We start from the raw sequence: 18,648 nt of genomic DNA on the forward strand, positions 1-18,648 counted from the left end.
CGATATATAAACAAAACCTAAATGAATAATTTTGATGAAATATCTTTAGTTCTGTTGAGCCTGGCGTTAACTTTCAGCGTTATACTGGCCTGGCTAGCTCACTGACAGGCTGGCAGAGCGTGAGCGACTGGTCCAGAATTAAATCTGATTTTCCGGTCTGCTCGCCATAAATAGTTTAACCACAACATTCCTTCATTTATTTATTTGAATAGTTTTCTGTTCGGGGAAACGTTTGTTAATGCTTTCCTTTCTTCAACCAGCGTGAATGGCACTATCATGAAAAATATCCTTATTACCGGTTCAACAGGGTTTTTAGGCGGGGCTGTCGTAGCAAATCTTTTGCAGAGCAGAGTTCAGGATCGACTGCTGCTGCTGGTCAGAGGCGAGACCGTTGACGAAGGGTTAAACAGGCTTAAAGCCAACCTGAAGAACTTTGGTTTAAATGAGTCAGTAATCAATACGATAGCACCTGAAAATATTATTCTGGGTGACCTGGCATTTACGGACGATTTTATTCATGACGCCCGACTTAATGACATTACCCATGTCATTAACTGCGCCGCCGTCGCCTCATTTGGTAATAATCCCACCATCTGGAAAGTGAACGTTGAGGGCACGTTCCGGTTTGCCGAACGAATGAGCCGTGTTGAAGGATTGAAGAAATTCATCCACGTTGGAACCGCTATGTCCTGTGCGCCAGAACCCGGCTCACTGGTCACTGAGGGCGGCCTCAACTCCAGCCGGGATCAGCATGTCGTTGAATACACCTGGAGTAAGGCTTCGATTGAAAAGCTGATGACAGAGAAGTTGCCAGGCCTGCCACTGGTGATTGCCCGTCCGTCGATTGTGGTAGGTCATTCCGATCAGGGATGCCTGCCTTCAGCCAGCATTTTCTGGGTATTCAGAATGGCACTGGCGTTGGGTAAATTCACCTGCGACCTCGACGATCGTATTGATGTGGTTCCGGTTGATTACTGCGCGGATGCACTGGTTCTGCTGCTTGACGCAGAAAACGTCATTAATGAAGTCATTCACATCTCTGCCGGGACACACAGCAGTGTTACGTTTGCGGAAATTGATGAGGCGATGGCCAGAGCATCAGGAAACAAGGCGCTGGGTGTGGACTACCAGAAGGTGTCCTATAAACAGCTGTCAGATAGCAGAAGAACGTTTAAGGATCTGTTTGGACCCTGCAATGAACGTATCATGCTGCGCGCAATGAACCTGTATGGCCACTTCTCAAACCTGAATGTGGTGTTTGATAACTCCAAACTGCTACAGCTTGGCATGAATAAGCCTTCCAGATTTACCGATTACCTGGACCGCTGTGTGCTGACAACACGTGATTCAACGATTGCCGAATTGATGCAGGTTGACTTTAAGTAGTTGAAAACGAATTGGAAGAGTGTGGTTTGAGGAAAAAAGCGCTTCCAGCCGGAAGCGCTTGTGTTGATTAAAACGTCATGGTCAGACCGGCATAATAAGCACGTCCTGGCTCGTTATAGGTCGATGCCCCATCTGCTTCCCGGTAGAGCTGCTTATCCAGCAGGTTATTAATACCGACATTGGCACGCAGATTTTTGGAAATGTCGTAATTGAAATTAACCCCGAATACCGAGTAAGCCCCGACTTCACGATTCGACATTGAGCCATTTTCTGTGCGGGATTCCGCATACTGGCGTGGTTTCTGGCGGCCATACATTGTCCAGTTCAGGTTAGTAGAGAAATCCTGCGTCACCTGCCAGTCCAGCATGGAGTTGATGGTGTATTCCGGGATAATCGACAGCGGATTGCCGGTCTTTTTATCCTTTGACTGGATCATGTAAGTGGCATTAGTCCGCCACTCAAGTTCGTCACTGACCAGCGGTATCGTAACGTTACCCTCCAGACCTTCAACAACTGCTTTGCCGCCGTTGCTCCACTGCAGAATATTGTTGCCATTAGAGGCATAACCCAGCACATCGGTCCCGGCGACGATCTTGTTCTTGTAGTCATTGCGGAACCAGGTAAGACCCGCAATATAGCCATTCTGACTGAACTCGATACCCAGCTCTTTATTGACGCTGACTTCAGGATCAAGATTTTGATTACCTAGCAGATAACAGCTGCCGCTCGTCACATTGATCGGGCAGCCATTGCCTCGTGTAGCCAGCAAATAGCCCTCGCTGGATTGATAGAGGTTAGGGGCTTTGAATGCACGGGCGATACCCGCTTTCAGAGTAAAACTTTCTCCCAGCGCCTGAGAAATATTCAGCGACGGACTCCAGTTCGCCCCGAAAGTATCGTGATAATCAAAGCGCAAACCCGGTATCACCTCAGTGCTGTCGGTCGCGGCGATGTTATCTTCGAAATAGAGCGAACTCAGCGTCGCGCTGTTTTTGCTATTGCGGCTGCCCGCATCACCACTGATGCCATCAATCGAAACGCCCGGCGCACTGGTGCCGTTCATGGAGTTGGGATCGTTCAGCTCATCACGGTTCCACTCAGCGCCCAGCGTAACGGTCTGTTCACGCAGCAATTCCAGCGGGAAGCTGACTTCACCTCCCGCCCGGTAACTTTCAAAGCGACTGGTCGAAAACGTATTGCTGTTGATTCGGCCTTCACCCGCGCCCGCGGTGCCTTCGTTCAGACGGGTATTGTTCGTCTTCTCATAGTTAAAGGTCAGTTTTGACTGCCCCCAGTCCCAGATACCGTTGTGGGCCAGGCCCCAGGTTTGACGATAAAGACGATTAGTTTCCGACCCGTCGAGAGATTCGATAAGCTTATTACCGGCACCGTTGCTGTATTGAGTATCCCCGGCGTAAATATTGCCCTGACGACTGTAGCCATAGCTGAAATCCAGCACCTGCAATGGCGTAATCTTCCAGGACAACACGCTGTTGATGTCTTTGTTGCGAACGCCTTCACGGCCGGCCGCGCCGGAGCCGTTATGCGACTGATTGATATCGAAAGCATCGCTGTCGGTTTTATTGATGTTGCCATAAAGCCGCATAGTCAGCGCATCACCCGCCAGCGGACCACTCAGGTTAAAGTTGGCGCGTCGGGTTGCCCCTTCATTATCATCTTCTGGCTGGTTGGTGTAGAGCGACAGCGATCCGCTCCAGTCATTTGTCGGACGTTTGGTAATGATGTTAACCACACCGCCAGCCGCGCCTGAACCGTAACGGGCTGCTGCCGGTCCACGAATAACTTCAATCCGTTCAACCATTTCTGGCGGTACCCAGTTGGAGTCGCCACGGGAATCACGCTCGCCACGCCAGCTGTAACGCACTGAATTGCGCGAGGTCGTTGGCACACCGTCGATCAGAATCAACGTGTTTTCCGGCCCCATGCCGCGAATATCGATTTGACGATTGTTACCGCGGACACCATTGGCGCTGTTACCGGTGAGATTGACGCCTGGCATTTTACGGATAATGTCGGAGAGGTCGTTGACCGGCGGATTCTTTTCAATGTCCTGCGAGGTAATGACTGAAACGCCGGGCTGCTGTTTTAACTCCTGTTCAGCCGTGACCAGCATCGTTTCATCATCAGCCAGCTTTTCTGTCTCTTCCTGAGTAGCGCCGTTAGCAGAAGTACTCAACAAACCAGCCAGCAGCAGTGCGGCAGGGCGCTTATGGACACGCATGGTTACATTCACTTAGAAAATCTCCCTGAATCGTTAAGGTATGTAAGCAAATGCGTATGATAATGATAATAGTTATCATTGTATATCTCGGTAAGTCATCTTTACATCCCCTGACAGTGGGCTGCTCATGCATCAGCCTGACCACTCAGATGAGCAAAACAGGTCGCAAAAACACTTATTGCCCATGACCCGAAAAGTCTCTCAGAATGGCTCAGAACACGTCAGTGTGACTCCAGACTTATTAGGTCTGGAGTCATAGCTTAGGGGTGGGTAGAATGGCGGCTCTGAAACGGGCAACAGGTAATGATGTGATAACAGATTCGACAATAACTGCAGCGCGCTCAGCACATGTTGGTCGTCATGTCCTTATCTGGCTGGAGCAGGTTAAAGCAGCTTCGCTGAGCGAACTGGATAATTTTGGCGATGAAGGCACGGTAGAGCAGGTGATGAAGGTCTGGGTAAAACTGTCACTGTTGATCAGCCGGCGGCGTCCTGAAATCGCCGTTTCGTCTCTGCTGAAACACGTTCTGCCCAACATCGGATCGCAGCCGCTCAAAACGCTGAACCGTCTGCGCCTCAACCGGCTTTACAACATCCTGATTGCCGACGGTAAAAAGGAGGAGGCGCGTCGGGTGTTCGCGCTGACCAAACAATTCCTCGCATGGGCCGAGATGCAGGGCTATCTCGATCACTCGCCTATTGCCTCGATGAAAAAACGGGATGTCGCAGGTCGTGCTACGCCACCGCGCAGCCGGCAACTGACCGATGCGGAAATCTGGGTTTTCTGGCACGGTCTGGATAACTGGGCATTATCGGAGCAGGCGCGCTGGGCGCTGCGATTATGTCTGGTCAGCGCCCGACGGCCGGATGAGATTGTGCAGGCGCAGAAAGGGGAATTCGATCTGCAGTTAGGATTGTGGATGCAGGGCACCCGCAATAAATCACAGCGCGAGCATGTGCTGCCGATTTCACCGCTGATGCGGCAGTGCATCGAAGCGTTACTTAATGCCGCCGATCCGGACTCGCCATGGCTGGTGTCCGCGCCACGCGATCCCCAACAGCCGCTGTCAAAAGGCGCGCTGAATCAGGCTCTGCGGCGGATGATCCGCGCTCCGCGTGGGCTGGGACTGGAGCCATTTACCCCACGCGATCTGCGCCGCACCGCCCGATCAAAACTTTCTGCCCTCGACACGCCTAATGATGTCGCCCGCAAAATCATGAACCATGCGCTGGAAGGGATCGATCGGGTCTATGATACCCATGACTATCTGAGCCAGATGCGCAGCGCCATGAATACCTTTTCGGATGCGGTTAAGCAGATTATTGAATGCGAAAGCTATCATCTGCTGCGACATCGCTATGATGGCGAGACCCTCATTTTAAGCAATCTGTCCATCATGGCGATGTCACGCTGACGTTGCTGTTTTCACGATCAGAAGTGGTAGCGCAGCCAGGCAAAATAGACGTTACCGTTATTATGCGTACCCGGTATGTAGGTCATCTGGAAATCGAGATCGCCATAGCCGATTGAGGCCAGCGGCAGTAATGCTGGCACCGGTATATAGTCCCAGTTATGCCGCGCGGTAACGCCTGCCGTGTAACCTGCACCCCAGTGAAAATTCTGGTCAGCCAGCGGACGCCATGTCGCTACCCAGCCATAACCCCCAAAAGGCTCCCATTTATTGAAGGAGTCTTTGAATGCCATTAAATAGATGCCGTTCCAGTTACCTTTTTCATCGTAGCGGGAGATCCCCCCGCCTGCGCCCCAGGGCCTTTCATTATATTTATTGATGTGTTCCCGATCGTATGTGGCACGGTTATGCCACGTAATCGCGGGCAGATAAAAGTCGATTCCCTCTGGCTGCTGCCATGTTGTGGCAACCTTATCACTGAATCTTTCCCAGCCTGCGCTGACATTCTGGACCAGCGTGGCGGAGTGAGCTGTAAAAGCAGTGAAAACGGTGGTTGTCATCATCAGCGCTTTAAGAGTTAAAGTTTTGCGCATGTGCGAATACCTGCAAAGTCTGGTGTTAAATAAGGAAATAAAAGCATCAAGGCGGGTATTGTCGCACAAAGAGTGGCAACTTCAGGTCAATGAGCGGCTGAAGCAGGATTTTATAATTAATAAAAGCGAGACGGCATTCCTGTTGCTATCATCGTTCGCTTATCCATCGGCTATTTTAACAACCGCTTCTTATTAGAAGGCTTTAAAAAACCTGAACGTGCAGACGCTATCCTGAAAAAACTCGCATTATTTGTTAACAAAATCTTGCAATGATAATCGCAATGCGTATATTTCTCATTTGCTTTGAAAGTTCATCACATCCGCGCACAGGCGCTCATGGAAAGGGTTTCTGGTTCCTCAAACCCTAAGCAGGGCAGTGATGTCCGCAGGATGCAAGGTCGTGACAGTGGCAGCATAAAAACATAAAGATAATTGAGGAATTAATGAACGCTTTCGATCTTCAGAACCCCAGGGTTACGGGTACGTCTGCTCTGCAACGCCCACTCCAATTCTCCTTACTGGCCGTCATCGTCGCCTCGTCACTGGCACATAATGTCGCCCGCGCCGCAGAAACGTCCACACCGGCTGCCAGCAGCGAGCAGACGCTAACGGTCAGCGCATCAGCTGATGATGCCGTGACAACGTCACCCCATACGGATTACAGCGTTCCGGTGACTCGTGCCGGCACCAAGATGCTGGGCACCGTACGTGATGTGCCGCAGTCCGTCAGCATCGTCAGTACTCAGCGTATGACCGATCAGCAGCTCCAGTCACTGAATGATGTGCTGTCCAACACCACCGGCATTCATGGAATCAGTGGCGATATGGACCGCACCAACTACTATGCGCGCGGCTTTCTGATCGATAACTACATGGTCGACGGCATTCCTACCGCCTTTGCGGAGCGCTGGAATCTGGGCGATGCACAGACCGATATGGCGCTGTATGAGCGTGTTGAAGTGGTACGCGGGGCGACCGGGCTATTGACCGGGCCGGGCAATCCGTCTGCTGCCATCAACATGGTGCGCAAGCATGCGGACAGCAAAGGGTTCGGTGGCACCGTTTCCGCCAGCTACGGCAGCTGGAACAAGCAACGCTACGTGGCCGATCTTTCCGCGCCACTCAGTGAGTCCGGCAATGTTCGTGGCCGCATGGTCGCCGGCTGGCAGGACAATAACAGCTTCATTGAGCGTTATGGTGCTAAAAAACAGTTTATCTATGGCGTGGTTGACGCTGATCTCACCGACTCTGCCACGCTGTCGGTGGGTTATGAGTTCAGCCAGGTCAATACAGACTCCACGATGTGGGGCGGCGCACCGCGCTGGTACACCGACGGCACGCAGATTCATACCCGACGCGGCTACAACACGGCGCCGGACTGGGCCTACAACGATAAAGAGAACCGTAAAGTCTTTGTGAACCTGAAGCAGGACTTCGACAACGGCTGGAACCTTACGTTAAACGGCACACATACCGATATGCGTCTGGACAGTAAGCAGATTTATCTTGATGGCTATTTCGATCGCAACACGGGCGCGGGCGTCTCTTCCTATGCCAACTATCCTGTGGTGGGCGGAACCGGCTATAACACCGGGAAGCGCAAAGTCGATGCCGTCGATGCCTTTGCCAGCGGCCCGTATGAACTGCTGGGCCGTCAGCACGAGCTGATGGTGGGCGTCAATTATACCCGCCAGGATAACAAGTACTTCAGCACCTTTGAGAATATTTCCTCTGAGTCGCTGGGCAACTACAACGATTTCAATGGCCAATACCCGGAGTCAGACTGGACGCCACGTCTGCCCGCCAGCGATACCCAGTTGGTTCGCCAGAAGTCGACTTACATGGCGACCCGCCTGTCGCTTGCCGATCCGCTGCACCTGATCCTTGGCGCGCGTTACACCAACTGGAATCGTGAAACGCCAGGCGGGGAAGCGGAAGAAAATAACATCACCCCATATGGCGGGCTGATTTATGACTTTGCTGAAAACTGGTCTGCTTATGCCAGCTATACCTCGGTATTCCAGCCTCAGGATTATCGCGATGCCAGTGGCGCTTATCTGTCGCCGGTTATCGGAAAAAACTACGAAGCCGGGCTGAAATCTGACTGGATGGACAGTCGCCTGACTGCCTCTGTTTCTGTATTCCGCACCGAACTGGATAACGTCGGAGAAGCCACCACCCAGACCATTCAGGGTTCAGGCGATGTGGCCTACATTGGCCGTAAAGGCGTAGTGAGTCGTGGCGTCGAGTTTGAAGTCAATGGCGCATTGACCGACAACTGGCAGATGACCTTTGGCGGCACACGCTACATAGCGGAAAACCGGGATGGCAGTACCTTTAATCCACAGTTACCGCAGACCAGCTTTAATCTGTTCAGCAGCTATCGCCTGCCGATGCTGCAGCAGCTTACGCTGGGCGGCGGCGTGAACTGGCAGACACATATCTGGAACGACGTCGGTGGACCGGAAGGCAACGGCACATGGCGCGCCCGTCAGGGCAGCTATGCACTGGTTGATCTCTTTGCACGCTATCAGGTGAACAAAAATCTGTCTCTGCAGGGCAACCTCAATAACCTGTTCGACAAAGAGTATGACACCAACGTGGCCAGTTCTGTTGTTTACGGCCAGCCACGTAACTTCGCGGTAACCGCCAGTTACACCTTCTGATTTATCTGTGGGTAAGCCTGTGAAAAACGCCTCGGTTGAGGCGTTTTTTTATTATCCAGCCAGCTAACTCTCGCTTCTGTTGGCACAATTTTTCCAGAAAAAGATTTCAGAGCACAGGCAGGATTATCGTCCGTCAGCAAAGTGCAATGTTGCCTGTGCATTTCGATGATTCATATCAGCAACCCTTTATCAATTCTCATATTAATGAAGCTTCTGCCAGCATTTTTACATCAGCTTAAGGCGTATTAAGTACTCGGGAACAAGCAGGTCTCTGCGTTTCCAGCTTGTCAACGCTCAGCCGTTTTGAAAAGATGGTTTCCATAATGGAAACAGTCAGGAGCCAATGGAATGCATGTTATTTCACGCGTGCCGTTTGACGAGGCGGCCAGAAAAGATCCCAATGCAGCGGCAGCACTGGATCTACTTTACCGCCACCTCAGACAGGGCGATTTCAGTGGTCCTGACGATCTCAGGGCGCTTTATGCAAGCCTTGATCGTATGAAGTATCGCGCTAAATGGTGGGTCATTGACGTCAGTGGCAACCCTTTGCGCGTGATATTCTTCGCGGATTTTGAGCGCAGCAAAATCTTCATCAAGCATGTCTGCACTCACGCTGAGTACGACAAGCTTGTTAAGAAATATCGGGAGGTAACCGAATGAATACTGAAGCTATCAGGCTGTCAAATCAGCTGGCAGAAGCGGTGCCGCTGCTGGCCGGCAGCAACCAGCGACATGATTATGAAGAAGCACTGGAACTGGTCGAATACTTTATTGAACATGAGCCGGATAATCCGCTGGTAGATTTGCTTTGTGCCCGCATTGCTCATTATGAAGATAATGATCCTGCGATGGCCGACTTTAATAGCCGCCAGCGTGAAATCAGCACCGGACCTGGCGTCCTGAGGGTACTGATCGAGCAGCACAATCTCAGCCTGAGTGACTTTGAAAATGAAATTGGCAAAAAGTCGCTGGTCAGCCGAATCCTCAGCGGCGATCGTCAGTTGACCGTGTCACACATACGGGCATTGTGCGCGCGGTTTGGCCTGTCACCATCGTTGTTTTTTTGATTTAAGACGACGCCAAAGGCCGATCAAACGCCAAAAGTCATGATGCTTTATCACTCCGATTAATAAAAAAAACGCCTCAGCCGAGGCGTTTTTCATCACAACGCAGGCCCGCACTTCACGTAAAACGCAGGGCCAGATTAAACCCTTCACCTGACTCCACGACGATCGCCTCCGTCTGCTCCTGATACGCAATATCACCTGCCTGTAGTGCGTTTCTGACCTGCGCGAGATCGCCGGTCTCAAAACCCAGCGCAACCATCCGGGCGCTGCCATCATAGTCTTCTGGCAGCGGACCGAAACGACGTTGCGCATACTCTGCTGACGCAAATCGAACCGTGGCGGCACCGGCACGCAGGACAAAGGCGCCTTCAGGGCAGGCAAGCACTTTTGCGGCACCAAAGAGACGACTATAGACCTGAGCCGAGTGCGCCGGGTCCTGCGCCACAATGACAAATTCACTGATGTTCCGCACGCCATTGGGATGGCGTTGCCATGCAGGCTGCCATACCGCTTCAGGCGTCAGGTGCTGGCAAAAAAAGCTGCGGCCATTGGGTATCAGCGAAGGGCGCAGCCGCACGGTACGAAAGCGCGCTTCAGTGACCGTACCGTCGGGCAGATCGACCGGACGATGAAAAGAGGCGGGTGGATCGCCATCCAGATCCTGACGTTCCAGATGCTGAAACTCACTGTCGGCGTCACTGCTTTTCCACACCAGGCCACTCAATCCCAGCGGCGATTGCCAGAGATCGGCGCGCTGGCTACCTTTGCCGGGTTCATAACCGAGCAGCTCAAGATAATTTTCGCCAAAGATGGCCAGATGATTACTCGAACCCAGCGAATGATGACCGCGCTCTGTGAGCTGAAAGCCAAGCCGCCGGAAGCGCGCCCTGGCGCTGTCGAGCTGGTCGGCCACGTTAATCACTGCGTGATCCAGAATCGGTTGCGGAACCGGAACAGACATCGCTGCACTCCTTTTTTTGGTCATTGCGCCGCCACAATCTGCAACGCGCGCGGGACCAGCTGCGTGAAGTATTCTACTGCCGGGCCGATCAGTGCTTCATCCGGATCGAAGGCGGCGTGATGCAGGCCAAATTCGCTGGCGCTGCCGATACTGACAAAAGCGCCCGGCACCTGTTGCAGATAGAAGGCAAAATCTTCTCCGCCCATCTGCGGCGACTCAGCATGCTCCGCGAGATAGCCGCTCTGCTGAGCGACGTCCAGTGCCACATCCACCCAGCCTGGCGTGTTAATCAGGGCAGGCGGCCCCTCGGTCCACTCCAGCTCCGCGGTCGCGCCAAATCCGGCGGCGATGCCCTGAATCAGCGAGCGGATGCGGTGTGGGATCTGCGTCCGAATCTCTCCATTGTGGGTGCGCACAGTGCCCTCCAGCTCAACGCTTTGCGGCAACACGTTCCAGGTATTCCCGGCGGTAAAGCGCGTCACGCTCAGCACCACCGTCTCCAGCGAGCTGAACACCCGGCTCGGCAGCGTCTGTAAAGCGGTCACAATATGGCTGGCAATCACGATCGCATCGATGCCTTCCTGCGGTCGCGCCGCATGCGCGCCTTTACCTTCAACGCGGATCACAAAGCGATCGACGTTGGCATAAAACGCGCCCGCCCGACTACGCAGCGTACCGAGCGGCAGGTCGGGCGCATTGTGCAGGCCGAATATCGCCTGTACGCCTTCCAGCGCACCGGCATCAATCAGCTGACGAGCGCCATTAAACGTCTCTTCAGCGGGCTGAAACAGAATCCGCACCCGGCCTGGCAGCGTGGCTTCCTGCTGTTTAAGCTGCAGGGCGACGCCCAGCATTACCGCGCTGTGAACGTCGTGACCGCAGGCGTGCATGACGCCCGGCGCCTGCGATCGCCACGGGCGATCGGTGATTTCATCAATCGGCAACGCATCAATATCCGCGCGCAGGGCAATCAGTGATTCGCCGTGACCGATTTCTGCCACCACGCCAGTTTTCAGCCCCAGCGGCAACAGCCGGATACCCGCCTGTTCAAGCCACCCGGCAATACGCTCAGTTGTGGCAAATTCATGGTTTGAAAGTTCCGGATGCTGATGCAGTTCGCGACGCCACTGCACCAGTTGTTCAGTTAAAGGCAATGTCATGTTTATCCCTGTTATTCCGGCAGAAAAGGCTCGCCCAGCGTCAGCATCAGGCGATTGGCCCAGGCAAAGAAGGCGGTGGACTGAATCAGGTCGAGCAGGTCGAGCGTATCCAGACCCTGCTCGCGCAGTGCAGCAATCTGCGACTGCGCAGGTTGCGCAGGGGTCAGCGACAGCGCTGCCGAAAAGGCGATGATCGGCTGCCAGCGGGCAGTGTGTCCGTGGGATAACACTGCGCCGGGCGCGACATTCAGCAGCTTCTGTATTGCGTCATCCTGCTTTGAAAGCTGGCTGGCTTTACGCGCATGAACCGAGGCGCAATAAATACAGCCGTTGACCTTACTGACCACGGTGGCGGCCAGCTCACGCTCGGCGCGCGGCAGCCCGCCAGCGGTGTAGAAAATGCCTTTGTCGGTCAGGGTACGCTGCTCCAGCAGCGGCAGGTTACGCCCCAGCAGACGGAAATAGTCGGAATCGGTGTGACCAAATTTTGCCAGTGTCGCCTGCTCCTCCTCACTGAATTCAGCCAGCGGTCTGGCGGGCAGCCACGGCTCCCAGCCGAGTTCCTGCTGCGTAAACGCGGTCAGCGCCGTTTTGCCGCTGGCGGTCTTCAGTGCCTCATGCCAGTGACCGGCGACGACCGGTGCCGCTTCAGCCGCGGCTTCATGGCCCTGCAGGCTGCGCAGGCCTGTGATTAACCGGCTCTGAAAACTGACGAACGCCACCAGCTGCGCCAGCGTGACAATGCCACGCGGACTCCAGCCCGCCTGCTTCAGCGTCTCCAGATGGGCAGGTGTAGCGGCAACCGGCTCGAAGGTGAGGCGATGCGCGAAATCCAGCGCGGCGCTAATCCGATCACTATCGGGCACGGGCTGCTGCGGCTGATAGTGCGTCTGCAGCTCCGACCGGGCATGCCAGCCTGCGACTTTTGCGGCCAGAAAGCGCCGCTCGGCTAACGGAAAATCGTCATCGCCCTGGTCAAATAACACGTTGTAGCTGCCCTGGGCATGGCGCGTCGCGGCGTGACGTGTCTGGCGCGCTTGGGCCAGTGCGGAAGCGGGATCGATATCCGCCAGTGCGGTAATTAAATCGTCAGGTTGACTCATGAAATTCTCCTGTCTGGTTCGCCAGCAGCACGAAGTGCGGGCGCAATATGTCCGGCAATCAGCTCAATCGAGCGCAGCGTGTCGGCATGCGAAGGCTCTGCTGAATGCACCTGGAATGAGATGTCGGTGACGCGAGGCAGCACGCTGTCCTGCGCCAGTGAGCGCGAGACCTGATCGATGCCGCCAACATGGGCATCAAACTGTGCCAGCAGGTCATCAAAGCTTGCCCCGCGAATTTCGCCACGGTATTGAGCAGCCTGCTTGCGAATGCCCGGTTCAGCGATCTGACGTGCGTAGTGGTCTGAATCCGCGACAAAGGCAGTGCGGGAGGCAAGAATACGCGGCTCAATTCCCGCCGGAAGTGCCGCAAGATAGGCATCAATCAGCGGATTCTGCAGCGCATCAAGCGGACGTTCTGCCTGGCCTGCTGGCCGTGGCTGGGTGCGCGACAGCATCAGACCGTGTCCGCCCTGGCCGGCACGGATTGCGCCCTCAACCGAAAAGGTGGCGATCCAAACCCGTCCAGCGAGCTGCGGCGCGGCGGGCCAGAGATGATTGTCCGGATGTCCCAGCGAATCACCGCGCCAGGCACTGAGCAGCGTATGCAGATTTTCTGCAAATGCCGCGCCGCGTTCGGCAAACGTCAGGCCAAAGGGTAAAAACGAGTCCGGCGTGCCGCCCGATCCCAGCCCGATTTCCAGCCGTCCGTCCGACAGCAAATCCAGTACTGCGGCATCTTCTGCGACCCGTAGTGCATTCTCCATCGGCAGCGTGATGATGGCAGTGCCGAGCCGGATGGTGCGGGTATGGGCGGCGGCGTGCGCCAGGAAAACCAGCGGCGAAGGCAGTCCGCCCTCATCCTCATGAAAGTGATGCTGAGCAATCCATGCTGTATCAAAGCCACAGCGCTCGGCATGCTGAATCTGTTCTGTAGCCAGCTGATAGCGCTGTTTAGCCGGGACGTTATCCAGCAGTCGGGTAAAAAATCCGAGACGTCGGCTCATGCTGACTCCTTGTGCGTTAACGGAACGAGCGGAGGTATCGCACCAATCAGTTCGCGCGTGTAGGGATGCTGAGGTGCACTGAATATCGTGACAACGTCACCTTGTTCCACCGCTTCGCCCGCTTTTAATACGGTGACGCTGTCGGCAATCTGTCGCACCGTCGCCAGATCGTGCGTAATAAACAGATAGGTCAGCCCCAGTTCGGCCTGAAGCTGCTGCAACAGGTCGAGGATTTGTGCCTGTACCGTGACATCCAGCGCCGAAGTCGCCTCGTCCAGCACCAGGATTTCAGGCTCGCAGATTAGCGCCCGCGCCAGGGCTACACGCTGCCGCTGGCCGCCTGAAAGTTCATGCGGCTGACGTGATAACAGGGAGAGTGGCAGTGCCACCCGCGAGGTGATCGCTTCCACCCGTTCGCGGCGCTGGCTGCGGTTCAGCTTGTCAAAGTTACGCAGAGGTTCTTCGATAATTGAATAGAGCGTCTGGCGGGGATCGAGCGAGGCAAAGGGGTTCTGATAAACAAACTGGATCTTACGGCGCAACTGTCGCAATGCCTCGCCGCGCAATCCATTGACCACAATGCCGTCCAGCGTCACTGCGCCACTATCGACGGTTTCAAAGCCCAGAACGATGCGTGCCAGTGTCGTTTTGCCGGATCCGGATTCGCCGACCAGCGCATGCGTGGTGCCGCGTGCCACCTGAAAACTGACGTTGTTCAGTGCATGTAATCGCTGCTGTTTACCCAGCGAAAAGCTTTTCATCACGCCGGTTGCCCGGATTGCCGGGGCAGAAAATCGGGCGGCCGCAGGTTTAACGCGGGCGGGTCGATCCGGCGCAGCATCGTTCAGTAACTGACGGGTGTAGGGATGTGATGGCGCGCTGATGACCTGGGGGGTGCGTCCCGATTCCTGAATCTCACCGTGGCGAAAAACAATGATGCGGTCTGCACGCTGCGCCGCCAGCGCCAGGTCGTGGGTAACGAACAGCACGGCGGTACTGGATTCCTGCCGCAGGTCATCCAGCAGATCGAGAATGCGCTTCTGCACCGTGACATCCAGCGCGCTGGTCGGCTCATCCGCAATAATGATCTCCGGCTGCAGGGCGAGGGCGATAGCGATCAAAACACGCTGCTTCATGCCGCCTGACAGCTGATGCGGAAACTGCGTAACCCGCTGTTCCGGGTGGCTGAGACCGACGCGGGTCAGCAGATCGATCACCCGCTGCTTGCGCTGTGCTGCCGGTAATCGCAGATGCAGGCGCAGAATCTCCTCTACCTGTTCGCCGACGGTTTTCACCGGATTCAGTGAGTTGCCAGGATCCTGCGGCACCAGGCTGATGCGCGCACCGCGCAGCGAGTCGAAACGCTTCTGTGACCACGGGCTGATATCGACGCCGTTGAGCCGGATTTCACCCGCTTCGCGGCGGCCGTTTTCCGCCATCAGACCCATAATGGCCTGTGCCGTGGTGGTTTTACCGGAACCGGATTCCCCGACCAGTGCCACCATCTCACCAGCGTGCAGTTCGAAGCTGACGTTATGCACCACCGGCTGCCACTGGTTGCCGCGGCGATAGCTTAGCGTCAGGTTGTTGACTGCGAGTAACGGCTGAGCGCTCATCGGCGTCCTCCTGAAAGTTGCTGACTGATGCGGTTTGCGGCGAGCACGACAGCCACTACCACCACACCAGGAAATGTGGTCAGCCACCAGGCGGTAGCCAGATAATTACGCCCTTCAGCGATTAGCAGTCCCCATTCCGGCACCGGCGGCGGCGTGCCGTAGCCGAGAAAGGTCAGGGTCGATAGCGCCAGAATCGCCTGACCAAACTGCAGGGCGGCATAGGCGATTACCGGGGTCAGCGCATTGGGCAGAATGTGACGCAACAGCACGCTGAAAAATCGGCCACCGCTGCCATAGGCCGCTTCGATATATTCACTGTGACGGATGCGAACCACTTCGGCCCGGGCCAGCCGGGCGAAGCTGGCAATGGAGGCGATGCCCACTGCGAGCGCGGCATTCAGGGTGCCAAAGCCGAGTAGAATCAGCACGCTCAGTGAGAGCAGCAGGGACGGGATCGCCAGCAGCACATCCACGGCGCGCATAACGATCGATTCAGTTTTGCCGCCTGTGGCGCCCGCCAGGACGCCCAGCGCAGTTCCGGCCAGCAGCCCGATCGCTACCGCCATGACCGCAGCGGAAAGCGAATGTGACGCGCCATAAATAATGCGGGCAAAGAGATCGCGGCCAAGCTGGTCGGTGCCGAGCCAGTGTCCGGTCTGCGGTGCCAGCCGCTGTGCGCCCGCGATGCCTTCCAGCGGGTTGGCCTGGGTAAAAAGGGCCGGGTAAAGGGCCGCCAGCACGGCCAGCAGCATCACGAAGACGGCGAGCCACAGGCCCGGCGCGAAGCGGTAACGCCTGAACGGGACGGATTGCCGGGCGGCCGCGTAATCAACCAGACTCATGTTGCACCCCTTAAGAGTTGTAAGCGTGGATCAAACAGCGGCATCAGCAGATCGACCAGCAGATTGATCACCACAAAACCCAGCGCGGAGATCATCACTACCGCCTGCAATACTGCGACATCCTGATTGTTCACCGCCTGCTGCGTCAGCTGACCCAGCCCCCCCAGGCCAAACACCGTTTCGGTAATCAGCGCGCCGGCAACCAGTTCGCCAAGCAGCAGACCCGCCACGGTAAGCACCGGCAGCATGGCGTTACGCAGGATGTGCCGCCACAGGACATATTGCTCGCTGGCACCTTTGGCCCGCGCCACCGCCACGAAAGGCCGGGTGGAAATCTCATCAATGCTGCGCAGCAGAATCTGAGCAAGCGGCGCTGAGATCGGAACCGCAACGGTGATGATTGGCAGAATCAGTCCCTGCCACGGCGTGGGATTGATGACCGGGATCCAGCGCAGCTGGAATGAGAAGAGTTGAATCAGGGCGATACCGAGCCAGAAGGTCGGCACGGAGATAAACAGCGCGGGCAGGGACTGCAGCAGATTACGCAGGAAGCGCAGGGCGGGCAGCCTTGAGAGGGTCGCCAGCACGAAAGCCAGCAGCGTTGCCAGCAGAAATCCGCACAGCGCCAGTCGCAGCGTACCGGGCAGGTTGCTGGTCAGCAGTTCACTGACCGGCACGCCCGCCTGCACCGAATAGCCGAAGTCGCCATGCAGCATCGCCGCCAGCGTATGCAGATACTGTTGCCACAGCGGGCTGTCTGCACCATAGGCCTGCCGCATCTCAGCAATCTGCTGGGGGCTCAGGCCGAGATCCGGATTCTGAAACTTGATCAGCACCGCATCACCCGGCAGCACCTGCAACAGCACGAATGACAGGGTAAACGCAGCCCACAGTACCAGCAGTCCCAGACCGGCGCGTTGCAGCAGATAGTGGCGCATCATTACCTCCGGTTACTGTTTTTCCAGCCAGGCACCATAGAGCGCCGGACGGCCTACCGCTTCAAAACTGACCCCTTTCAGCCAGGGCGCGCCCGCATAAACCTGCGGCTCTTCAAAGATAGGAATTACATAGGCCTGGTCCAGCAGATAGCGCTGAACATCACCGGTCAGCTGCAGTCGTTTTGCCGGATCAACTTCCGAGGAGACGTCCACCAGCAGCTGATTAAGTTTGTCATCACGGAAGTTTTTAACTTTGTCGCTGGAGCCACCTTTCTGCAGCAGGTTGTCGCGGTTAGCCGGATAGAAGCTGCTTTTGATCACGTCGGGATCGGCGCGGCCAACTTCGGTAACGTTAAGCGGCGTCTTCAGGGGATCCAGGTTATCCAGCGTTTTGCTGCCCGCATCACCGGCTTTGACGGTGAGGGCAACCCCCGCCTGTCGCCACTGCTGCGCGACCAGTTGCAGCACCTCTTTGTTCTGCGGCTGCGGCAGGGATTCATAGACGGTCAGAGCCAGTCGCTGGCCCGCTTTCTCCCGGATGCCATCTGCGCCCGGTTTCCAGCCCGCCTGGTCGAGCAATGTCTTCGCTTTCGCCAGATCAAACGTCAGTTTGTCCGCCAGATTGACGTAGCCCGCAGCGGTGGTCGCGACGACCGAGGTTGCCTGCGGATAGTTGGGTGAGAAGAGCGTTTCAACCACCTGCTTCGCATTAGTGGCGTGCAGCAGCGCCTGACGCACCCGGATATCACTCACCAGCGGGTTATCGGGGCGGAAGCTCAGGCTGTCGTTGACGCCCCGGGTCGGCGCGGCATAAACCGGGAAGTTCTGATCTTTCGCCTGCTTCTCATCATAAGCCTGCACCTGACGAATCAGTCCCGCCTGGCCCGCCAGCAGCGCACCGATGCGCACGCTGTCTTCCGGCGTCACAATCACTTTAATTCCGTCGAGGTTAGCCGGCCCCTGCTGCCTGATGTTTTTCGGGCCCCACTGGTACTCTTTGCGCGCCACCAGATCCACTTCACGACCGAGCTTCTCATCACTGACCACAAATGGCCCGGAACCGATGATATGCCGGGCATCACCCAGTTGATCGAAACTGCGTGCAAGGGTACTCAGCGACACCAGGCCGGAGCCAATCGTGGCGGTGCCCTGCAAAAATCCGGGCGAGGGTTTTTTGAAATAAAACTTCACCGTCAGCGGATCAATCACTTCACTGTGGTCGTAGTTATTAATCACTTCCGAAACCGGCAGACGCAGCGCTTTATTTCCCAGCCCGTAGGTATCAAAGTTTTTCGCCACCGCGTTAGCATCTAATGGCGTGCCGTCGGAAAAAGTCACACCAGGACGTAACTTAAACGTGTATTCGGTTTTATCGGCATTGGTGGTCCAGCTTTCCGCAATCCAGGGCTCAACCTGTAATGTTTCAGGATTCTGCCAGGTTAATTTATCGGTGATCTGATTAAGAATGCCGCCATTCGGGTAAAAGCCACCGGCGGGCGGATAGAGGTTGGTATGTGCCTGCTGTTCCAGATAAATCAGCGTGCCGCCTTTGACCGGCGCGGCCACTGCATTAAAAGTGAGGGTCCCGGCAAGTAATGTAAAAACCAGCGTCTGTGCGCGTGGTTTAAGGGGAAATAACGTCGTCATGGTGAATTCCT

At 55.7% G+C, this 18,648-nt stretch carries 15 protein-coding genes; 5 read left to right on the plus strand and 10 right to left on the minus strand.

Annotated features, from left to right (window positions below):
- The first annotated feature begins 276 nt into the window (after window positions 1-276).
- The gene (locus BY447_RS21715) at window positions 277-1,386 is read left to right on the plus strand and encodes an SDR family oxidoreductase (protein WP_107320309.1); all 1,110 of its coding nucleotides are present in this window, start codon (window positions 277-279) and stop codon (window positions 1,384-1,386) included.
- A gap of 67 nt (window positions 1,387-1,453) precedes the next feature.
- Here BY447_RS21715 and BY447_RS21720 read toward each other — a convergent pair whose 3' ends face one another.
- Window positions 1,454-3,628, minus strand: coding sequence for a TonB-dependent siderophore receptor (locus BY447_RS21720; protein ID WP_146211013.1), 2,175 nt, complete (start codon window positions 3,626-3,628; stop codon window positions 1,454-1,456).
- Between the two features lie 275 nt (window positions 3,629-3,903).
- Here BY447_RS21720 and BY447_RS21725 point away from each other — a divergent pair, with 275 nt between their 5' ends.
- The gene (locus BY447_RS21725) at window positions 3,904-5,043 is read left to right on the plus strand and encodes a tyrosine-type recombinase/integrase (protein ID WP_013196326.1); all 1,140 of its coding nucleotides are present in this window, start codon (window positions 3,904-3,906) and stop codon (window positions 5,041-5,043) included.
- A 17-nt stretch (window positions 5,044-5,060) separates the two neighbouring features.
- On the opposite strand, the gene pagP is transcribed toward BY447_RS21725, so the two are convergent.
- Window positions 5,061-5,633, minus strand: coding sequence for a lipid IV(A) palmitoyltransferase PagP (gene pagP, locus BY447_RS21730; RefSeq protein WP_110332207.1), 573 nt, complete (start codon window positions 5,631-5,633; stop codon window positions 5,061-5,063).
- 443 nt (window positions 5,634-6,076) lie between these two features.
- Between pagP and fhuE the strand changes: the two genes are divergently transcribed.
- The 3 genes from fhuE (at window position 6,077) to BY447_RS21745 (ending at window position 9,366) form a co-directional block, all read left to right on the plus strand.
- Window positions 6,077-8,299: a ferric-rhodotorulic acid/ferric-coprogen receptor FhuE gene (fhuE, locus tag BY447_RS21735; RefSeq protein ID WP_110332208.1), complete on the plus strand. Its 2,223-nt coding sequence runs from the start codon at window positions 6,077-6,079 to the stop codon at window positions 8,297-8,299.
- A gap of 348 nt (window positions 8,300-8,647) precedes the next feature.
- Window positions 8,648-8,959: a type II toxin-antitoxin system HigB family toxin gene (locus BY447_RS21740; RefSeq protein WP_110332209.1), complete on the plus strand. Its 312-nt coding sequence runs from the start codon at window positions 8,648-8,650 to the stop codon at window positions 8,957-8,959.
- Window positions 8,956-9,366: a helix-turn-helix domain-containing protein gene (locus BY447_RS21745; RefSeq protein WP_110332210.1), complete on the plus strand. Its 411-nt coding sequence runs from the start codon at window positions 8,956-8,958 to the stop codon at window positions 9,364-9,366. The genes BY447_RS21740 and BY447_RS21745 overlap by 4 nt, the downstream gene beginning before the upstream one ends.
- A gap of 115 nt (window positions 9,367-9,481) precedes the next feature.
- Here the strand turns inward: BY447_RS21745 and BY447_RS21750 are convergent, their stop codons facing one another.
- The 8 genes from BY447_RS21750 to BY447_RS21785 are packed head-to-tail and all read right to left on the minus strand — an operon-like array spanning window position 9,482 to window position 18,637.
- Window positions 9,482-10,327: a VOC family protein gene (locus BY447_RS21750; protein WP_110332211.1), complete on the minus strand. Its 846-nt coding sequence runs from the start codon at window positions 10,325-10,327 to the stop codon at window positions 9,482-9,484.
- Between the two features lie 20 nt (window positions 10,328-10,347).
- A complete protein-coding gene (locus BY447_RS21755; RefSeq protein WP_110332212.1) occupies window positions 10,348-11,487 on the minus strand; it encodes an amidohydrolase in 1,140 nt (379 codons plus the stop codon).
- Window positions 11,488-11,498: 11 nt separating this feature from the next.
- On the minus strand, window positions 11,499-12,590 hold the full coding sequence (locus BY447_RS21760; protein WP_110332213.1) for an alkylhydroperoxidase domain protein: 1,092 nt from the start codon (window positions 12,588-12,590) through the stop codon (window positions 11,499-11,501).
- Complete coding sequence (locus tag BY447_RS21765) at window positions 12,587-13,594, minus strand: putative FMN-dependent luciferase-like monooxygenase (RefSeq protein ID WP_110332214.1); 1,008 nt, start codon at window positions 13,592-13,594, stop codon at window positions 12,587-12,589. The genes BY447_RS21760 and BY447_RS21765 overlap by 4 nt, the downstream gene beginning before the upstream one ends.
- Window positions 13,591-15,210 (minus strand): dipeptide ABC transporter ATP-binding protein, encoded by a 1,620-nt coding sequence (locus tag BY447_RS21770; RefSeq protein WP_110332215.1) that lies wholly within the window; start codon window positions 15,208-15,210, stop codon window positions 13,591-13,593. Before BY447_RS21770 ends, BY447_RS21765 begins: the two co-directional genes overlap by 4 nt.
- Window positions 15,207-16,052: an ABC transporter permease gene (locus tag BY447_RS21775; protein WP_110332216.1), complete on the minus strand. Its 846-nt coding sequence runs from the start codon at window positions 16,050-16,052 to the stop codon at window positions 15,207-15,209. The genes BY447_RS21770 and BY447_RS21775 overlap by 4 nt, the downstream gene beginning before the upstream one ends.
- Window positions 16,049-16,990 carry an ABC transporter permease gene (locus BY447_RS21780; protein WP_199226967.1) on the minus strand — a complete coding sequence of 314 codons (942 nt, stop codon included), beginning with the start codon at window positions 16,988-16,990 and terminating at the stop codon, window positions 16,049-16,051. The genes BY447_RS21775 and BY447_RS21780 overlap by 4 nt, the downstream gene beginning before the upstream one ends.
- Before the next feature lie 12 nt (window positions 16,991-17,002).
- Window positions 17,003-18,637 (minus strand): TIGR04028 family ABC transporter substrate-binding protein, encoded by a 1,635-nt coding sequence (locus BY447_RS21785; protein WP_095707820.1) that lies wholly within the window; start codon window positions 18,635-18,637, stop codon window positions 17,003-17,005.
- Window positions 18,638-18,648: the final 11 nt, after the last annotated feature.

The sequence above is a fragment of the Pantoea sp. JKS000250 genome, assembly GCF_003201065.1.
GTDB classification, from domain to species: Bacteria; Pseudomonadota; Gammaproteobacteria; order Enterobacterales; family Enterobacteriaceae; genus Pantoea; species Pantoea vagans.

What these genes read in the sequence shown, in the direction of transcription:
- BY447_RS21775 (WP_110332216.1), bottom strand. Translation starts at nt 16,052, where the DNA reads ATGAGTCTGGTTGATTACGCGGCCGCCCGGCAATCCGTCCCGTTCAGG.
- pagP (WP_110332207.1), bottom strand. Translation starts at nt 5,633, where the DNA reads ATGCGCAAAACTTTAACTCTTAAAGCGCTGATGATGACAACCACCGTT.
- BY447_RS21765 (WP_110332214.1), bottom strand. Translation starts at nt 13,594, where the DNA reads ATGAGCCGACGTCTCGGATTTTTTACCCGACTGCTGGATAACGTCCCG.
- BY447_RS21725 (WP_013196326.1), top strand. Translation starts at nt 3,904, where the DNA reads ATGGCGGCTCTGAAACGGGCAACAGGTAATGATGTGATAACAGATTCG.
- BY447_RS21760 (WP_110332213.1), bottom strand. Translation starts at nt 12,590, where the DNA reads ATGAGTCAACCTGACGATTTAATTACCGCACTGGCGGATATCGATCCC.
- BY447_RS21720 (WP_146211013.1), bottom strand. Translation starts at nt 3,628, where the DNA reads ATGCGTGTCCATAAGCGCCCTGCCGCACTGCTGCTGGCTGGTTTGTTG.
- BY447_RS21755 (WP_110332212.1), bottom strand. Translation starts at nt 11,487, where the DNA reads ATGACATTGCCTTTAACTGAACAACTGGTGCAGTGGCGTCGCGAACTG.
- BY447_RS21715 (WP_107320309.1), top strand. Translation starts at nt 277, where the DNA reads ATGAAAAATATCCTTATTACCGGTTCAACAGGGTTTTTAGGCGGGGCT.
- BY447_RS21780 (WP_199226967.1), bottom strand. Translation starts at nt 16,990, where the DNA reads ATGCGCCACTATCTGCTGCAACGCGCCGGTCTGGGACTGCTGGTACTG.
- fhuE (WP_110332208.1), top strand. Translation starts at nt 6,077, where the DNA reads ATGAACGCTTTCGATCTTCAGAACCCCAGGGTTACGGGTACGTCTGCT.
- BY447_RS21785 (WP_095707820.1), bottom strand. Translation starts at nt 18,637, where the DNA reads ATGACGACGTTATTTCCCCTTAAACCACGCGCACAGACGCTGGTTTTT.
- BY447_RS21770 (WP_110332215.1), bottom strand. Translation starts at nt 15,210, where the DNA reads ATGAGCGCTCAGCCGTTACTCGCAGTCAACAACCTGACGCTAAGCTAT.
- BY447_RS21740 (WP_110332209.1), top strand. Translation starts at nt 8,648, where the DNA reads ATGCATGTTATTTCACGCGTGCCGTTTGACGAGGCGGCCAGAAAAGAT.
- BY447_RS21750 (WP_110332211.1), bottom strand. Translation starts at nt 10,327, where the DNA reads ATGTCTGTTCCGGTTCCGCAACCGATTCTGGATCACGCAGTGATTAAC.
- BY447_RS21745 (WP_110332210.1), top strand. Translation starts at nt 8,956, where the DNA reads ATGAATACTGAAGCTATCAGGCTGTCAAATCAGCTGGCAGAAGCGGTG.